Genomic DNA, 17,823 nt, shown 5'->3' with positions numbered 1-17,823 from the left:
CTATGTTTGAGACTCCATATAAACTCAGGTACAGTATCTGGCTGCCATTTTCTCTGTTTATTATCTTACTGGTAGTAATAATAAGTGTTTACTATCCCATACAGCAAGAGAATCTATTCAGAGAGAATAAAAAGAAACAGCTAACAGAGCTATCTAAAACAGTAGCACTCGGTGTTACTATCTCCTTAGACATAAATAATTATACTGGCCTTAAGAAAACAATTGATTTTGTTACACAAAGTAGCGACTTCGAGTTTGCCGCAATTGTTTCCATAGATTCTGCTACCAAAAAGGAGACCTTATTCACTGTTTTTCCTGAAAACTATTCCAAGTACGTTTTTACAAGAGATAATACAAAGTTCTTGTATGCGGAGAACGACTTCAAGTCAAAAAATATGTCTGGCAGGATTATACTTGCCGCCTCTCAAAAAACCATCAACAATGCAGTAATTGAAATCAATACACCAATTTATTTCATTCTAGCCATTGCGCTGGCAATTATGCTGATCGTCAATTTTTTAATCGCACGGAAAATAGCTAAGCCTATTCTCGAATTAACCGAAGCATCAAAAACACTGAGCAAAGGAAATTTCGAAATAGAAATCAATATTAATGATGAGATTGAAGAGCTTCAACAATTAGGTCTTTCGCTTGACACACTGAGAAAAGGACTTCAGGAAGAACGCAAAATCAATGTAGAATTAACGAATAGCCTTGAGGAGACCGTAAAAATCAGGACCAAAGACCTTAGCATAGCAAGAGAAAAGCTGGAAGAGGCAAGCAAGATTGCACAATTAGGCCAGTTCGAGTACAGATTTGAAGATAAATCCTGGTCAAGCAGCGTGCTGCTTGACAGAATTCTTGGCATCAACGCCAATTATCCAAAAGACTTTTTATCACTGATGGAGCTCATCCATCCAGATGATAAGCGGGAGTTTATGCGTGCCCTTTGGAAATGGAGTGTAGGTAATTCAGATTACAAAGTGGATTTCAGATTACTGAAAGGTGAGAATAATATCCGCTGGATAACTGCCAGAGGAAAAGTTGAATATAATATATACAGTAAGCCTGTTTCGATATCTGGCGTATTTCAGGATATTACAGAACGAAAAAACTATGAGGAAGAAATCAATAAGCTTTCCATGGTTGCCCGACACACTTCAAACCTCGTAATTATTTCAGATGAAAAGAGAAGAATTCAGTGGGTCAATAAGAGCTTCTACAACCTAACAGGCTATACAACAGAAGAAGTAATTGGGCAAACACCAAAAATGTTCCAATTCGAGAAAACCAATCCAGACACGGTTAAATACATCAGAGAGAAGCTAGACGCCGGCGAAAGCGTTATCAAAACAGAAATTTTAAACCGGGGTAAATACGGCAGAGAATATTGGTTAGAACTAAATATTGTACCAATTTTTAATGGCAACAATGACATTAGTGGTTACATCGCTGTAGAAACAGATATTACAGAAAAGAAACACCTCATTGAATCATTAAAAAACAATCAGGACAAACTGAAACAAGCTAATGAGAGTCTGGAAATACGTGTATTGGAAAACACCAGAAAAAATCTTGATTTATCAAAATCTTTAATTGAACAAGACAAGCTTGCAACGATAGGTGAGATCTCTGCCGGCATAGCCCATGACTTAAATACACCACTTGGTGCAATCAAAGTAGGTGTAGAGAATATTAGCTCTTCTTTTGAGGGATTACTACAACTACAGCTATCAAAATGCACTGAGGAACAGAAGGAATTTGCAGTTAGGTACACAAAGAATAAGCATTCAGAATTGTTTGTTGGCGGACTTCAATTAATCAAGGAAAAAAAGGAGATGATTGAGATTCTCAAAAAGAATTTCACCAATGCCGATGAGCAATATGAAAAAATTGCAGAGTTAATTGTTCGCTGCAGAATTAAGCCAACTGAAATGGAAGAAATAAGGTATGTCATGAGCTGTAGTAATAAAGAAGATATACTCTCTCTGATATACCATTTACAAACCATTTATAACATATTCAATACAATTAAAAACTCTGTAGACAATGCAGGGAGGGTTTTGAAAAACATTGGTTCGTTCATAAAAGCAAATAATTCTTTAGAAAAACAAAAAGTCAATATTTATTCAAATATTCAAACAGTACTGAACATATTTAATTACGAGCTTAGAAAAGATATCTCTGTAAAGTTTGATGTAGACCAGCAATTGCACATTAATGGGTATGGCATCAAGCTTTTCCAGCTTTGGTCCAACCTTATCAAGAATGCAATAGAAGCAATGGAAGGCCAACAGGATAAAGCACTTTCCATCACTTCAAAAGAAACTGAGGAGCATATCATCATCAATGTGCAAAATAATGGCCCGGAAATTCCTGGTATGATTGTAGATAAGATCTTTAGAAAGTTCTTTACGACCAAACAGAACAGAAACGGAACCGGCCTAGGCCTAAGTATTGTAAAGAATGTAGTAGATGAACATGGCGCCAAAGTAGATGTTACTTCAAACCAGGATTGTACTGTATTCAGTATTTACTTTAAGAAGCTATCTATTCAATCATAGTTCTCTGTTGCTCATTTTGCACTGCAACTGAGAAAATAACGCCATTGATTTGACTACCAAACATACTGGAGTCGTAATTGGCGTACTCGCCTACTTCGTACACCCATATAAACTCGCCAGTGCGGTTAATTAATCTATAAGCACATTCATATCTTCTTCGCTGTGTAAATGCCAAATCCATTTTTTGGATAATTGCTGCCTCATCATCAGGATGTATTAGGCTCACGTAATTTATGCCCATAACTCCAAGCAGATCTTTCGGCTGATATCCTATCAGTTGCTCTATATAATCGCTGATAAACGAAATCTGGTAATGCTTTGTACGAATCGCTGTAAACACAGCACCTGGAATATTCTGTACAATCAGGTTCATTTGCTTATTCCGCTCGAGAAGCGCGTTTTCGGCTATTTTCTTCTCGGTAATGTCATGAGCAATTATATGTATATAAGATTTCTCCTTAATCTTCATTTCACTGCAAAACAGTTCCACGTCCCTTATCTGTCCATAATTGATATGCTGCCTAAGCTCTGCTCTTTTGAGTTTACTTGTGAGTATTGCATTATACTGATCCAGTAATTGATCAGAAGAAACACAGGTATCCCAGAAATTTTTGGCAAGCATCTGCTCTTTTTTCCATCCATAAAATTTCTCACTTGCAGGGTTTGCATCCAGAATCATCCCTGTACTGGCTTCTATCAAGAGCATTGGTGATTCGTTATTATAAAACAACTGCCGGAAGCGCTCTTCACTTTCCTGGAGTGCTATTTGTGCCTCACGAATTGAGGTAATGTTCACACCATAGCCTACCACGTGTGTTACTTCATTACGTTCCCCTAAAATGGGATACATATTTCTAATAATGTAATCCTTGCCTCCCTCCTTATTCACCAACACTTCTTCCCAAGACTCAACTGTCTTCGTATAAACAACTTTTTGAAAGACTGCTTTTCTTGATGTTGCAATTTCTATAGGCTTATTACGAAATACACAATAATCCTCATCTGTTCGTCCAATCATCCATTTTCTCAATTCCGGATCCTTAACAGCTATGGGATTGATATATCGATACGTATGATCCGCATTAAAGATGACAATATCGGATGGCAGTTGATCGAGAACAGACTGCTGTAATCGCTCATTTGCCTCCATGCGCATTTGCGCCAAAGTGATGTCTGTTATATCCTTACTGAATACAACAATTTGATCAACGATCCCATTTTCAAAAACAGGATAAATATTCACCTCAAGAAATATGGTCTTCTCCCCAAACTCAAAAGTTTCCCTAAACGTCTTCTTCTGACCATCCTCAAATAATTGTCCATAGCGATTTTGCCAATAGGTCTTTAAATCATCTGGCAATGCGTCAACAATACTATCTCCTTTATCTATCCTGCGCTGATAAGCTTTATAAAATGACTCCTGAAACTGCTTATTGATATACTTAATGATAAAGTTTCTGTCAAATGAATAAATATCAGCTGCACTATTTTCAAGAATTGAACGAATATCTTTTTCTCGTTCTTGTAGTTGCTTATATACCTGCTCAGTTATGTTATGCTTATTCTGCGTTTCTTTTTCACTAAATAAAACCGTTATCCATGCATCAGCATACTTAATCTCAACATCATATGATTGATTGGTAAACTCGGAGAATACCGGTTCTTCCGGATTAGCACGATCTGTTAATAAGCTTACCAGTTTTTGAACAATCCCTTGCCCATCTTCACCAACATTCACGATATCGCTCAACTTCAGCTTACTCAAATCCTCGTCACTTGCCGAAACAATTAATTTAGCCTTATCATTTGCACAAATGATTTCCAGCGAATAATCAAGTATAAGCAGGGCTTGTTGCACTTGATTTAATGCACTCCATACAGCGTCACTGAATACATGCTTTTGTTTCATACCAAGAGGTGATGGCATGATACTAAACCATAGCAATTATATCCACCCAGAATAGCGTAAACTATCTATAAATGGAGAAATATTACTCCTGCTTGCTGAATTATAACCACAAAACGCTCCTTTGGATAAATGGTCTTTATAATTTGTTGCGAATAACATCACTCTGGGCATAAGCTGATTATAACTTTGCCTATGCTTAAAAAGTATGCGGGCTGTTTGAATGAGCTGATTTTGCTGATCAAATTCTTCCGCAGCAGATGAAAACTCAAATAAAGTAATAGCCAATTCAGCTATAAGAAGATACTAAAGCAATATTTTCTCAGAAAGCTAATAATCAATGAATTAGGCAGAAAATAGCGCTTAATAAGAAAAGAAGTTTTGGAAAGTTAACAGTGTTAAGTATTTTTGTGTTGAACTTTAATCCATGGGTATTGCCGAAAGAAAAGAGAAACAAAAGCTGGAAATCAGGAAACTGATTCTGGACGCCTCCCTGAAAATCATTCAGGAAGAGGGTTTCGAGCAATTGACCATGCGAAAGATTGCTGACCTCATCGAATACAGCGCTACAACAGTATATCTCTACTTCAAAGACAAAAACGAACTCTTCTTCCATTTACATACCATTGGTTTTAGTCAGCTCACAGAAAAAAACCAAAACCTGCTCACCATTAGCAATCCCTTACTCAGGTTGTATAAGATGGGGGAAAACTACATTGAGTTTGGCTTGAAGAACCCTGAACTGTATGACATCATGTTCATACAACGCGCGCCCATGGCTACTTTGGAGATGATGGTGGACTGCGATTGGTCGCACGGAGATGCCGCATTGGGACAGTTGAAAAACCTGCTCACAGAATGTATGGATAGAAAATTGATTCAACCTGCACCGGTGGAAGCAGTGGCTATGGCCATCTGGGGTATGGTGCATGGTTTGGTTTCGCTGGCTATCCGCGACAGGCTGAAGCATTTGCTGGCAGGTGAACTGGATAAGACAGCCCGACTGCATCATACCATTACTACGCAAGAATTAAAAGAAAGCATGCATCAATCATTGAACTGGCTGATCAGCACCATCGACAAACAATAATTTTTTTGCTATATACTTAACAACGTTAACTTATTAAACATCAATCACTCATGAAAGCAAGCATCCGAAAACTCACCTTATCTGCATTGCTTTTGTTGCAGTTCAGCAGCTACGGACAGTCTGTACTGGATCAGTATATCCGACAGGCAATCGACAGCAATCTGGCTTTACAACAAAAGCGGGTAGATATCACCAAAGCCAAACTGGATCTGGAAAGAGCCAAAGCCTGGTTTTTTCCGCAGGTAAACCTGAACGCACAGTACACGCTAGCAACAGGCGGTAGAACCCAAGACCTGCCCATCGGCGATCTGATGAATCCTGTGTACAAAACCCTTAGCCAATTAACTGGCAGCAGTGCATTTCCGCAGATCAGCAACCAAACCATTCAATTTCTGCCCAATGATTTTCATGAAACCAAGGTGGAAGTGAATTATGCAATCTTCAACAAAGACAGACAACACACCCAAAAAATTCAGTCAGGTATGATTGCTGTCCAGGAAGCCGAAACAGCCATCTACAAAAGAGAATTGGTGAAACAAGTGAAACTGGCTTACTATCAATACCTGCAAACACTGGAAGCAGCAAAGATTTATCAGAATGCACAAGAACTGGTTGCAGAACAATTGCGCTTCAGTGAAAAGCTGGTTAAGAATCAGGTCGCTACTCGAGAAATCGTACTGCAGGCAAAAGCACAATTGAGTCAGCTGCAGGCTTCTATTGAAGACAACCAGCAACAACAAAAAAATACCGCAGCATGGTTTAATTTTTTACTGAATCGAGGTTTTGATATACCCATTCAAGTAAACACCACAGAATGGAAAAATCAATCACCACAATCACTTGCCGTGGAAACACAAGGCAGGGAAGAATTACGCAAGCTTGATCAAGCAAGAAAAGTATTGGAGGCCAATAAGCAAATGCAGACAGATTTCTATCTGCCAAAGCTTAACGCTTTTTATCAAACCGGTTTTCAGGGTTTTGGGTACAAGTTTGATGACAAGCAGTTTTATCAGTTAGCCGGCTTACAATTGCAATGGAGCATTTTCCGCGGCAATGAAAACAAGGTCAAAATCAAACAGGCCAACGCTGCACTAACCAGTATGCAGCTACAGGAAAATGAAGTGCAGCAACAACTCAAATTGCAAAGCACTACCGCATGGAATAGTTATCAATCTGCTAAAGCAAGTCTGGCGAGTATTACCGATGAACTCAACAGTGCACAGGAAGTCTATCGCCTAACAGAAAAACGCTGGAAAGAAGGCAATGCCCTACAGATAGAACTAATTCAGGCACGCACACAACTTACCAATGCAGCCATCCGTCAAACATTGGTACAACTCAACCTGCTCAACAAAGCTGCTGAATTGGAAAGAGCCAATGCCACTTATTCAATCAACTAAACAAATCATTTTATGAAACCATACCAATTCATTTTGCCTGCAGCCATATTGCTCACTGCCTGCGGCAAAGCACCCAAAACAAATACACCAGCTACAGATACCATTGCTGTTACTACAGCAGCCGTAGAGAATGGTGGCCGAGCTACTACCCTGCAATTCAGTGGCATGCTGGCTTCCTCGGCTGAATCCAGACCATCATTTAAGATTGGCGGCATCATCAGCAAAATTTATGTGAAGGAAGGCGATCAAGTGGTTAAGGGACAATTACTCGCCACACTTGATCTCACTGAAATCAATGCACAAGTACAACAGGCACAAAAAGCAGTAGAAAAAGCCAAACGCGATTTGAATCGTGTAAAACAACTCTATAGCGATACCGCTGCTACATTGGAACAATACCAAAATGTTACCACACAATATGAACTTGCTTCAGAGAGTTTGCGCATTGCACAATTCAATCAGCAATACGCGCAGATAAGGGCAACAGAAACCGGTGTTGTATTAAAGAAAATTGCCAATGAAGGTGAACTCGCCGGACCAGGCGCACCTATCTTTTTCATCAGTGGTAACCAGCAGAGTGATTGGGTAGTGCGCTTTGGTGTGAGTGATAAAGATTGGGCTGTATTGAAAAAGGGACAAAAAGTACAGATTGAGCTGGAAGCTTATCCGGGCAAAACCTTTGATGGCATTATTTCCAAAACAGCCAACGCTGCTGATCCTTTCAGCAATACTTATGAAATAGAAGTGCGCGTGTACCCCGCAGGGCATAAACTCGCGGTAGGCTTGTTTGCAAGCATTTCCATTGAGCAGACAGCTAATGGACAATCGAATTTCCGTATGATTCCTGTTGAAGCCATTGTGGAGGGCGACGGTAATGAAGGCTTTGTCTACAGCATCCATAAGAACGGCTATGGTGTACAAAAGCACAAAGTACAGATTGCACAGATTGATAATGACAAAGTCATTATTGCTGCAGGTCTGGATGGTATAACACAGGTGATTACCGGTGGCGTTAGCTACCTCAATGAATCCAGTATCATCAAACTGGCCAAACAATAATTCCTCATCCGGTAAGCACCGATAAATACTGATTATGAAAATCACTGATTTTTCTGTCAAAAACTATCAGTTTACCCTGATTGTTTTTGTGATGCTAATTGCGATTGGCATCAACTCGCTCATGAATATGCCAAGGGGTGAGGATCCTGACTTCCAAGCGCCACAGTTTAATGCGATTGTGATCTATCCAGGCACCAGTCCGCAAGACATGGAACAACTTGTCGTGGATCCGATGGAGAAAAAGCTAAACGAAATGGATGATGTGAAACGCATCATTTCCAAAGTAGATGATGGTTTGGCTGTTGTGCGTATTGATTTTAAATATGAAACAGATCCGGATAAAAAATACCAGGACCTGGTTCGTGAACTGGATGCCATCAAAAGCAGTTTGCCAAAAGATATCTTAAGTATAGATATCATGAAATTCTCACCCAGTGATGTGAACATCCTGCAGGTTGGTCTGGTGAGTGAAACAGCTCCTTACAAAGATCTTGAACACTGGAGCAAACAACTCAAAGAAGATCTGGAGAAAATTAAATCGCTAAAAAATGTTGACAACTGGGCATTCCCGCAGCAGGAAGTGCGCATTGCACTGAATCTGGAGAAAATGGCGCATAATAAGATTCCACTGAATCGAGTAATGGCTGCTATCCAAAGTGAGAATGTAAATATACCCGGGGGCAGTGTTGATATCGGACAGAAGCGCTTCAATATCAAAACCAGTGGCGATTACAAAAGCATTGCACAAATTCAACAAACCATTGTCAACAGTGCAGGCGGCAAACTCGTGTATGTAAAAGATATTGCTGAAGTAGGTTTTACCTATGAAGACCCAGCCTATATTGCCCGCCTCAATGGCAAGCGTGCAGTGTTTGTAACAGCAAGTAGAAAAATGGGCACGAATATTTTTCAAGTAGAAGAAGCCGTAAAGCCCGTACTTGAAAAGTTTCAGGAAAGCCTGCCCAAACACATTCGCTTTGAACAAAGCTTTGATAATGCTTCCAGCGTAAGACACCGCCTTGGTGGTTTTACACGAGATTTTGCTATCGCGATTTTTCTTGTGCTGCTCACCTTATTACCATTAGGCACAAGAGCCTCCATTGTGGTGATGGTATCTATACCACTATCATTGGCTATTGGTCTTTTCCTTCTAGATATGTTTGGATTCACGATTAACCAGCTAAGCATAGTAGGTCTGGTAGTAGCATTGGGTTTATTGGTGGATGATAGCATTGTGGTGGTAGAAAACATTGAGCGCTATCTACGCATGGGCTATAACAAGAGAGATGCGGCTATGCAAGCTACACGACAAATTGGTTTGGCCGTACTGGGTTGTACTGCAACATTAATCTTCGCATTCTTACCCTTGTTATTCTTACCCGAAGGCGCTGGTGATTTCATCAGAAGCTTACCGGCAGCTGTTGTAACAACGGTTTTAGCTTCTCTGTTTGTCTCACTCACCATTGTCCCATTTCTTTCCAGCAGAATTCTTAGTAACCATGAAAACCCCGAAGGCAATTTCTTCCTGCGTGGTTTGCGTAAACTCATCAGTGGTTCCTATCGTCAGTTATTGCACAGCGCTATTGCCAGACCATATACAACGCTGCTGGTTGCAGGGGGTATTTTTGCCGGTGCCATCGCATTGGTACCCGTGGTTGGTTTTAGTTTGTTTCCTGCTTCTGAGAAGCCGATGTTCATGATCAATATAGAAACACCGCTTGGAAGTAATTTGGCCACGACAGACCAGGTAGCACGCTATGTAGAACAAAAAGTATTGCGGGTACCGGAACTGAAAAATGTAGCCACAAATGTGGGACATGGCAATCCGCGTATCTACTACAATGTGATTCCACAAAATGAACAAGCCAACTATGCACAATTATTTGTGCAGCTAAATGGTACCAAGCCTGCAGAGAAAAAAGTCATCATTGACCAACTACGCAACGAGTTCAGGAATTACCCCAATGCCAAAATAGAAGTCAAGGATTTTGAACAAGGTCCGCCGGTAGAAGCACCTATCGCCATAAGGTTGTTCAGTGAAAATCTAGATACACTGCGTGCACTCTCTTTCCGCGTGGAAGCTCTATTGAAATCAACCAAGGGCACGATTTATGTAAATAATGAACTCACGACATTAAAAACAGATATCAAAATCCTTGTCAACAAAGAGAAAGCCGGCTTATTGGGCGTACCAGTTGCAGAGATTGACAAAACCATCCGCATGGCCGTTACCGGTTTAAGTGGTGGCACATTCCGCAAAGAAAATGGAGATGAATACAATATCAATTTGACTATTCCAAGGAATGGCAAACAAGACTTACAAGTATTCCGCAAGATATATGTAAGCTCACTGACTGGTGCTACCATTCCTCTGAATGAATTGGCGGATATACGCTTCCAGGCTTCTCCTACCACTATCAAACATTATGACAAAGAGCGTTACACGGTTGTAACAGCATTCGTAGAAAATGGCTATAACACAGCCAAGCTTACACAAACTGTTTTGAAGCGGATTGATACAGAGATTCAATTTCCCAAAGGCAGTAAATATGTTGCCGCTGGCGATGTGGAAGCTAGCCAGGAAAGTTTTGGTGGACTAGGCACCATTATCCTTATCACCATATTTGGTATCATGGGCATCTTGATTTTGGAATTCAAAACCTTTAAAGGCACCCTGATTGTTTTATCCGTGATTCCACTGGGTATCATCGGCGCTGTACTAATGCTATGGGCTACCGGAAACACTTTCTCCTTTGTTGCCGTGATAGGTATGATTGCACTAGTAGGTATTGAAGTGAAGAACTCCATACTACTCGTGGATTATACGGATCAACTGAGAAGAAATGGCGCTAGTCTGGATGATGCCATTCAGGAAGCAGGCGAGACCAGATTTATTCCGATTATCCTGACTACATTAACAGCTATTGGTGGATTGATACCCTTGGTGATGGAAAACAATCCTTTGTATTCGCCACTAGCCTTAGTAATCATTGGCGGATTGATCAGTTCAACCTTACTGACCAGAGTGGTGACACCTGTTTTATACAAACTATTGGCACCGAAAATTGATCATGATTAAATAGCCCCAAAGAGACCTTTATTCAAAAAGGTCTCTTTGATTTTGCATTGAATACAAATTATTACATCACTAAAAGGGCAAATACTTATACAACTCTAGCCGGATCGGGAATTGAATGCCGACGATTGGTCGGCACCAAGACAACAGCTTCGCTGTTCGTCACGGCCCGAGACCTTCAAAAACAAAAAAGAGTCTTCAATTGAAGACTCTTCTGTAGCGGGATCGGGAGTTGAATGCCGACGCTTGATCGGCACCGAGACAACAGCTTCGCTGTTCGTCTTGGCCCGAGACCTTTTGAAACAAAAAAGAGTCTTCAAATGAAGACTCTTCTGTAGCGGTAAATTTTCCCTTTTCGAACCTTTTGAGTGCAATCGACGCGTTCTTGTCTATATAAAAGTCTTTAGCGCTTGTAGCCAGATTTATTAGCTATATAAGGGCAAATATTGTCTAATAAACAATATCTAGCAAATGCGCTTACTTCTCTTAATGCTTGATTATGAACATATTAGAAACTAATTCAGCTTAGTATAAGCAAAAATGTGTCTATTCAGACTAATCGACTATTTCTATTACCAACAGATAACTGGGCTTGACAGCTAAAGCCTCCAACTTAGCCATCCAAGCTGATTGTACACTTTGACGCCTTGCACCGGAAGCACCCCAAGTCTCGGGACTGCATAAACAGCCTAATGAAGGGGTATTTGGGTAATACAGCTTGCCCGCATAGTATTCGGGCGGAATGGTGGTACCATGCGCAATAATCTCCGACCTACCAATCAACCCTGCATAGTAAGATTGCCAAAGGCTGGAATCAGCACGAAGCTTACCAAGCAACTGTGCATATTGCGAAGCAGACGCTGTGGTATCCGGAAAAAAAGGAACAGTTGCAGGTAATTCAAAAGGCATCGCCATTTGCAAATTTTTTGTCGGCCCAATCCATGCATTATCAGAAACATCGGTACCTGTTATGCGATACAATCCTTGAGGTGTATTGCCATTGGTTAGATAATAAGGTAAATTGGTAATTGATCTAGCCAGCTGCGTGTATCGAAGTAATTTACCCTGCCGATCTTTCAACCATTTACCGCGATGATCTCTAATCATCAAGAAGCCCGGCTTATTTCTATCACGATATTGAACACTGACCAGTAAAGCCTCACCAGCTAGCAAATCCATTTGCTCAATATCTCTTTTTGTATATATCGGTTTTGACTGACGCTGATGAAGTAGGTAAGCTTGATAATATTGCGATACACGAAACGCATCACCATCCGGTACTGCAAAAGCAATCTTTGCGGCTCTGTAGTGCTGCAACAATAAAGCTTTGATTTTATTGGAACGCGCATAAGGCCATACTTGCACCAACACTTGGGCCGACTTACCGGGATACAACGTGTACCATGCTTCCAGCAACGACCATTGCAAACTTGCTTCTATGTTTGGCATCGCTGCCGCTATCTCCGGCAAACGCTTTTCAAATTGGGCATGTGCATACAACATCAACTCCATTGCCCAGCAAGCACTTTTCCATGCTGCGGTATGGCGATCTTCGATCGGCAGTTGCACAACACTATCCACCAAAGCACGCAAATGCTTGGTTTCTTTAGCACGATTCAATGTGGTTGTAAAATCGCTTTTGACTTGTGCATGTAAAGTCGACAATTCGCTGCACACGATACAACAAAAACAAAGAATCAATAATCGCATTATTTCTGCTTGATAATGATAGCACTAATGACCGGACGCTCCACACCATTATCGCCCGGCCTTACTAACAACTGATTAGCCACTACCATACTGGTGGACCCACCTCCATCCAAATTGATTGCTTCAACACAGGACAACTCCTTCATCATATTAGCCAACTCGGTTAAATTTAGTCCTGCATAACCGCCGGAGGTATTATCGCCTTCCACAGCCAGTATCAAAACAATTCCATTGCTGTTAAAGCCAATAGCACTTCGAGGTCTGGAACTTGTGTTGTTAATACTGATCAATTCTGCCGCATCAGAAATCAGCACATTGCTGTTTCTCACCAACATTGGCGAACCTCCTATGGCAGCAGTTGCCGTCCATCTTGTAGCACCTACTGGAAAATTCTCAGTTGGCACAGGCTGTGGCGCACTACCCTCCACATTAGGTGATGGAGATGGATAAGCATACACATCATTATTACCAGCACCTACATGATAAATCCACGCAGTAGCAGGACTACCGGTTGAGGTGATACCAAACGCAGCCCTTGTTGGGTAATATGCAGTACTAACGTTATTGAAGTTTCTGCTGACGGATTTAATATTGGCAGCTTGTATCGTTCCATTGTACTGTACCAAACTATACGATTGATTACCTCCAAAGTACCCTCCATTCAAACAAGCATATACGACACCTGCTTCTTCTTTATAAAAATCGCTTGGCTTTTTAACCGTAGCTGATAATACAGGTTTAAACTCAATATTGCTTCGTTTACTGTCATAAGCTAAGCAGAATGCTTTGGTTTTTCTACCCTGAAAAAGTGTATCAAAGAAGTACAACTCCACACCTGCAGGAAAAGCTGCTGATAAAAGACTGGCATACTTCCAACCTGCAGGCAGGTTAATCAAACGCGTTGCAGCGGGGGTAGGGGTTGGATTGGTTGGCGCAGGTGTTGAAGTCGCTTCTTTTTTACTGCAAGCAATAGAAACCGTTAAACAAACTGCGATGGCAAGATTTCTCAATAACATATCGTTACTTATATAATGGTGATGTAGTCTCTTTAATGCTTTCATAATAGAACAGTACTTCTCCCTGATAACCGTATTGCCTGTTAATGCGGAACATACCATTCAACATAGTAGTATCCACACGATAGCCATCACCAAGAGAGGTAAGAATACCCGGAAAGAGTCGACGCTTTTCTTCTTTGCTAACCTGACCATCAATTGCTTTCAGTGTCTGTTCATACGCATCAAGTTTGTAACGATACACTTGCGGAATGATCCAGTCAGCATACCCTTCACGCATCCACTTAGGCCAGTCTTGCAGATACTGCTCTTTGCTCCAAGGATAGATACTAGGTGCCCAAGTAACCAGACAATCTTTTCTGGCCTTTTTCACAGCTTGATACAACGATTTACCAAATGCACTTAACTGATCAGCTTTCCACTGCAACCACTTGGGCTCACGCGGATTACTAGGTGGTGCTTGACCATTGTTTGCTTTTGCGTACAGTGATTTTGTATATGCATCATACCCACCTTCAGCAGGCATAGCTGGCAAACGATCATCACCTTGAATACCATCTACTGCATAATGTTTCACTACTTCCGTTACAAGCAATCGCATAAACTGCTGCACTTCCGGATGTAAAGCATTCCACCAATAAAAACCATTCTTTTTCAACAGCTTTCCTTGCGCATCTCTTCCTACCCAATGTGGATAGCGCTTCAACCAACTTCTATCACTGCTATCCTGATAGGCATATGAAAACCCAAACTCGAACCATGCATGCACACGCAAACCAGCTGCGTGCCCTTCTTCTACGAATGCTTTTAATGGATCGAATCCATTATAGACTGGATCCTGTGCAACACCGATATATTGCTTCACCACTTTACTAGGATACATTGTGAAGCCTCTATTCCATACCACCACAAATATGTCAGTTAGCCCATTGCGCTTGCAATGTCCAACTGTCTCTCGTACTTTTTCAGAAGAAACCATCGCATCACTGGCCACATTAGTGATCCAGGTACCCCTAACTACTGTTTGTTGTGCTTGTGCGAACAAAAAGCATATTGTACTCAAGAAGAGCAAACTAATCTTCTTCATTACTTCCATGATTGCTTGTATTCGTTGTATCGATTATACAAATGATGTGCTTGTATATACGCAGATTGCGGACTCATAAAATGTGAGAACTCAAATGTGATGGCTTTATCATAACCAGCTCGTCCCGCAGCTTCCAGCTTCAGTTTTAACTTTTCAAATTTGATAGGCAGGAATTTAATGGGCATGTCCCTATCAAAGCTTTCAGCATTTGTCCAGCATTGCAGTTGATACTTGTCTGCAAGTTGTTTGTTGACACGGAAGAAATCTTCCAATTCATAAAAATCGATATGACCATCTTGAAAGGCAACAGCATCTATCGACTGATGAATACCTGCAAAAATTTCATTCCACTCTTGCTCATGCTCTCGCAAAGACACCGCATCGGCTTTGGTTAAAGTACCGGATGCCGCCATCACAGCTTTCTTACCATCAATCCATGGAGAGATTAAAACAGGCAACTGGTTACTAATTTGTTTACACATTGTACCCATATTGCTAAAAGTCTCTATCGCTCCTTTGGTTTTTCTGCTAATCTCTGTGCTCAGATACCAACCCTGAAATGCTTTTCGATGCCCATAACGCTGCCATAATTCTTCAATTACAAACTTGTTCAATGCCCATTCATGCAGCATATTACCTGTATCCCAATACACCCCACTATCATACAAGCCCACATAGAGTTTCATCTCATTTTCTTCTGCTAAGCGCAAAAACAAATCAACTAAATCAACCGGCGGACGATAACAGCCATGTTGCTGCATGAGGTAATCTGAGGGATATGTGATGAATCGTCGATAGCCACAGCGAATGATAATCACTGTATCAATACCCATAGCTCTCATGTGCTGAAAGTCTTTCGCCCATTCTGTTTCACCCCAGTTCTGGTGTGGAATATCATGACTAATCTCGTCAATAAAAGTGCCTGTAATTAGCATACTACAATAGTTTCAGTTTGCGCAGGGCATCGCGCCAAAGCATATAGCCCGCACCATTAATATGTAACCCATCGTTGGTATAACGCTCATCCAACTTGCCAGAGCCATTCAAGAACAGCGGATATAAATCTACAAAGACCAATTGGCGTTGCTGACAATAGTCACGCAAGGCTGAATTGACTGTTCGGATATGCCCATCCTTATTTTGATGTCTTTTAAATTCTGTAAACGCATCATTAGTTGGTAAGATACTTTGCATTATCAGCTTTGTCTTAGGCGATGCAGCTTTAATCGTTTCAACTATCTTAATGATATTTCCAACAATGAGGCTATCCGGCGTATTTCTAGCGATATCGTTAATACCAATCATGAGGAATACTATTTCAGGCTTAGACGAAACCACTTCATCCAATCGCGCTAGTACACCAAAAGTATTGTCGCCACTAATGCCTCTGTTCTTCACTTTTGGATTCTGCCATATCTCTGCCCACTCACCAATATCTGTTATGCTATTTCCTAAAAAAATTATCTCTCCTTTGGTATCAGGTAATAACCTGAACAAAGAAACTTTTTGTCCATAGTAAGTAGACCGATAACTAGTATCTATTTGTTGTGCATGCATGGAAGCATATGCCAATAATAAAACGATGACTATACCAAATAACTTTCTCATGCTTCAGCAGTATTGTCAACTGGCTTCAAAGGCACCAGCCATGTAATCAAAAATGCGGGGATGGTTGACACCAGCACCCAAATGAAAAACTCCTTATACCCCAGATAATCGCTCACATAACCACTTACCATAGACGGCAGCATAAAACCCAGATTCATTAAGCCACTACCAAAAGCGTAGTGCGCCATTTTGTATTTGCCCGGAGCAATTTGCTGCATAATGAATAAGATGAGTCCAACAAAACCAAAACCATAACCAAAATATTCTATTGCAACTGCAGCGGCAATAATGTTAAGGTTTTCTGGAACAGTAATCGCGAGATAAGCATAAGCTGCAAAAGGCACATTAAAGATGGTACAAAGCATGAGCAAGGTTCTTCGCGTAAGCCCCTTATTGGACACAAAATAACCAGCAGCAATGGAGCCTAACACAAAAGCAATAGCACCAAACACACCATAGAGCAGACCTATTTCTGAAGTGCTTAACCCCAATCCACCATCTTCTCTCGCAGCTTTAAAAAACAATGGCGTAATCTTAATGGCTTGTCCTTCTGCAAAACGATAAAACACAATGAAAGTCAAGCCAGCCCAGATATATTTTTTTTGAAAGAACGTAATGATCACATCTTTTAAAGTTGCCACGCCTTCTGCAAAACCATGCACTTCACTACGCTGTGCCGATTGAGGAAGCATACGCATATTGTATACGCCTAACACCAACATGATTCCACCATAACACATCATTACAATCAACCATGCTGATGCAATACCCATTTGCTTTTCCAGCTCACCGGCAAAATACACTAGGACACCTCCACTCATCACTTTCGCGATATTATAAAATGCACCCTGCCAGCCTACATATCGGGCTTGTTGCTTGGCTGTAAGTTCATTCAAGTAAACACCATCTGCAGCTGTATCGTGCGTAGCACCGCTAAAAGCAATCAAAGCCAGTATAGCAATGGATGCTGAGAAAAAATGATCCAACTGGAGTGATAGTCCTACCAGAAAAAACAAAATACCGGTAAGCATTTGCGTGATATAGACAAAGAACTTTCTAGTCTTGAACATTTCTAAGAAAGGTCCCCATAAGGGTTTAATGGTCCAAGGCATCATGATCAGGGATGTCCAAAACGCTATTTGCCCATCGGAGACACCCAGATTCTTGTACATGATGGAACTTGCAGCGGATAAGGCTACAAATGGAAGGCCCATGGCAAACCAAGTTGTTGGGATCCAATAAAATGGATTTCTGGCAGTAGTTGGCTTATCTATTGGCATCGTTAGAATTAGATGATGAAGGTATTT

At 40.9% G+C, this 17,823-nt stretch carries 12 protein-coding genes; 5 read left to right on the top strand and 7 right to left on the bottom strand.

The window, feature by feature from the left end; all coding sequences use genetic code 11:
• The first annotated feature begins 2 nt into the window (after positions 1-2).
• Positions 3-2,564, top strand: coding sequence for a PAS domain S-box protein (locus J0L83_14010; GenBank protein ID MBN8665691.1), 2,562 nt, complete (start codon positions 3-5; stop codon positions 2,562-2,564).
• Here the strand turns inward: J0L83_14010 and J0L83_14005 are convergent.
• A complete protein-coding gene (locus J0L83_14005; GenBank protein MBN8665690.1) occupies positions 2,551-4,473 on the bottom strand; it encodes a PAS domain S-box protein in 1,923 nt (640 codons plus the stop codon). The genes J0L83_14010 and J0L83_14005 overlap by 14 nt on opposite strands.
• Before the next feature lie 424 nt (positions 4,474-4,897).
• Here J0L83_14005 and J0L83_14000 point away from each other — a divergent pair, with 424 nt between their 5' ends.
• The 4 genes from J0L83_14000 to J0L83_13985 are packed head-to-tail and all read left to right on the top strand — an operon-like array spanning position 4,898 to position 11,098.
• Positions 4,898-5,560 carry a TetR/AcrR family transcriptional regulator gene (locus J0L83_14000; GenBank protein MBN8665689.1) on the top strand — a complete coding sequence of 221 codons (663 nt, stop codon included), beginning with the start codon at positions 4,898-4,900 and terminating at the stop codon, positions 5,558-5,560.
• Positions 5,561-5,610: 50 nt separating this feature from the next.
• Entirely contained in the window at positions 5,611-6,960 is a 1,350-nt protein-coding gene (locus J0L83_13995; GenBank protein MBN8665688.1) for a TolC family protein, read from the top strand.
• Positions 6,961-6,972: 12 nt separating this feature from the next.
• Entirely contained in the window at positions 6,973-8,019 is a 1,047-nt protein-coding gene (locus J0L83_13990) for an efflux RND transporter periplasmic adaptor subunit (protein MBN8665687.1), read from the top strand.
• Between the two features lie 34 nt (positions 8,020-8,053).
• Entirely contained in the window at positions 8,054-11,098 is a 3,045-nt protein-coding gene (locus J0L83_13985) for an efflux RND transporter permease subunit (protein MBN8665686.1), read from the top strand.
• Positions 11,099-11,650: 552 nt separating this feature from the next.
• On the opposite strand, the gene J0L83_13980 is transcribed toward J0L83_13985, so the two are convergent.
• Genes J0L83_13980 through J0L83_13955 form a run of 6 tightly spaced genes read right to left on the bottom strand, consistent with a single transcriptional unit; the run spans position 11,651 to position 17,796 of the window.
• Complete coding sequence (locus J0L83_13980) at positions 11,651-12,805, bottom strand: hypothetical protein (protein ID MBN8665685.1); 1,155 nt, start codon at positions 12,803-12,805, stop codon at positions 11,651-11,653.
• Positions 12,805-13,821 (bottom strand): phosphodiester glycosidase family protein, encoded by a 1,017-nt coding sequence (locus J0L83_13975; protein MBN8665684.1) that lies wholly within the window; start codon positions 13,819-13,821, stop codon positions 12,805-12,807. Before J0L83_13975 ends, J0L83_13980 begins: the two co-directional genes overlap by 1 nt.
• A gap of 4 nt (positions 13,822-13,825) precedes the next feature.
• A complete protein-coding gene (locus J0L83_13970; GenBank protein ID MBN8665683.1) occupies positions 13,826-14,908 on the bottom strand; it encodes a family 10 glycosylhydrolase in 1,083 nt (360 codons plus the stop codon).
• Entirely contained in the window at positions 14,908-15,843 is a 936-nt protein-coding gene (locus J0L83_13965; GenBank protein ID MBN8665682.1) for a DUF4434 domain-containing protein, read from the bottom strand. The genes J0L83_13970 and J0L83_13965 overlap by 1 nt, the downstream gene beginning before the upstream one ends.
• 1 nt (position 15,844) lies before the next feature.
• A complete protein-coding gene (locus J0L83_13960) occupies positions 15,845-16,516 on the bottom strand; it encodes a sialate O-acetylesterase (protein MBN8665681.1) in 672 nt (223 codons plus the stop codon).
• The gene (locus tag J0L83_13955) at positions 16,513-17,796 is read right to left on the bottom strand and encodes an MFS transporter (protein MBN8665680.1); all 1,284 of its coding nucleotides are present in this window, start codon (positions 17,794-17,796) and stop codon (positions 16,513-16,515) included. The genes J0L83_13960 and J0L83_13955 overlap by 4 nt, the downstream gene beginning before the upstream one ends.
• Between the last annotated feature and the right edge of the window lie 27 nt (positions 17,797-17,823).

The sequence above is a fragment of the Chitinophagales bacterium genome (assembly GCA_017303835.1).
GTDB lineage: Bacteria > Bacteroidota > Bacteroidia > Chitinophagales > Chitinophagaceae > JAFLBI01.
Note: the sequence above shows the minus strand (reverse complement) of the source record. Positions and strands in the feature narration are given on the sequence as shown.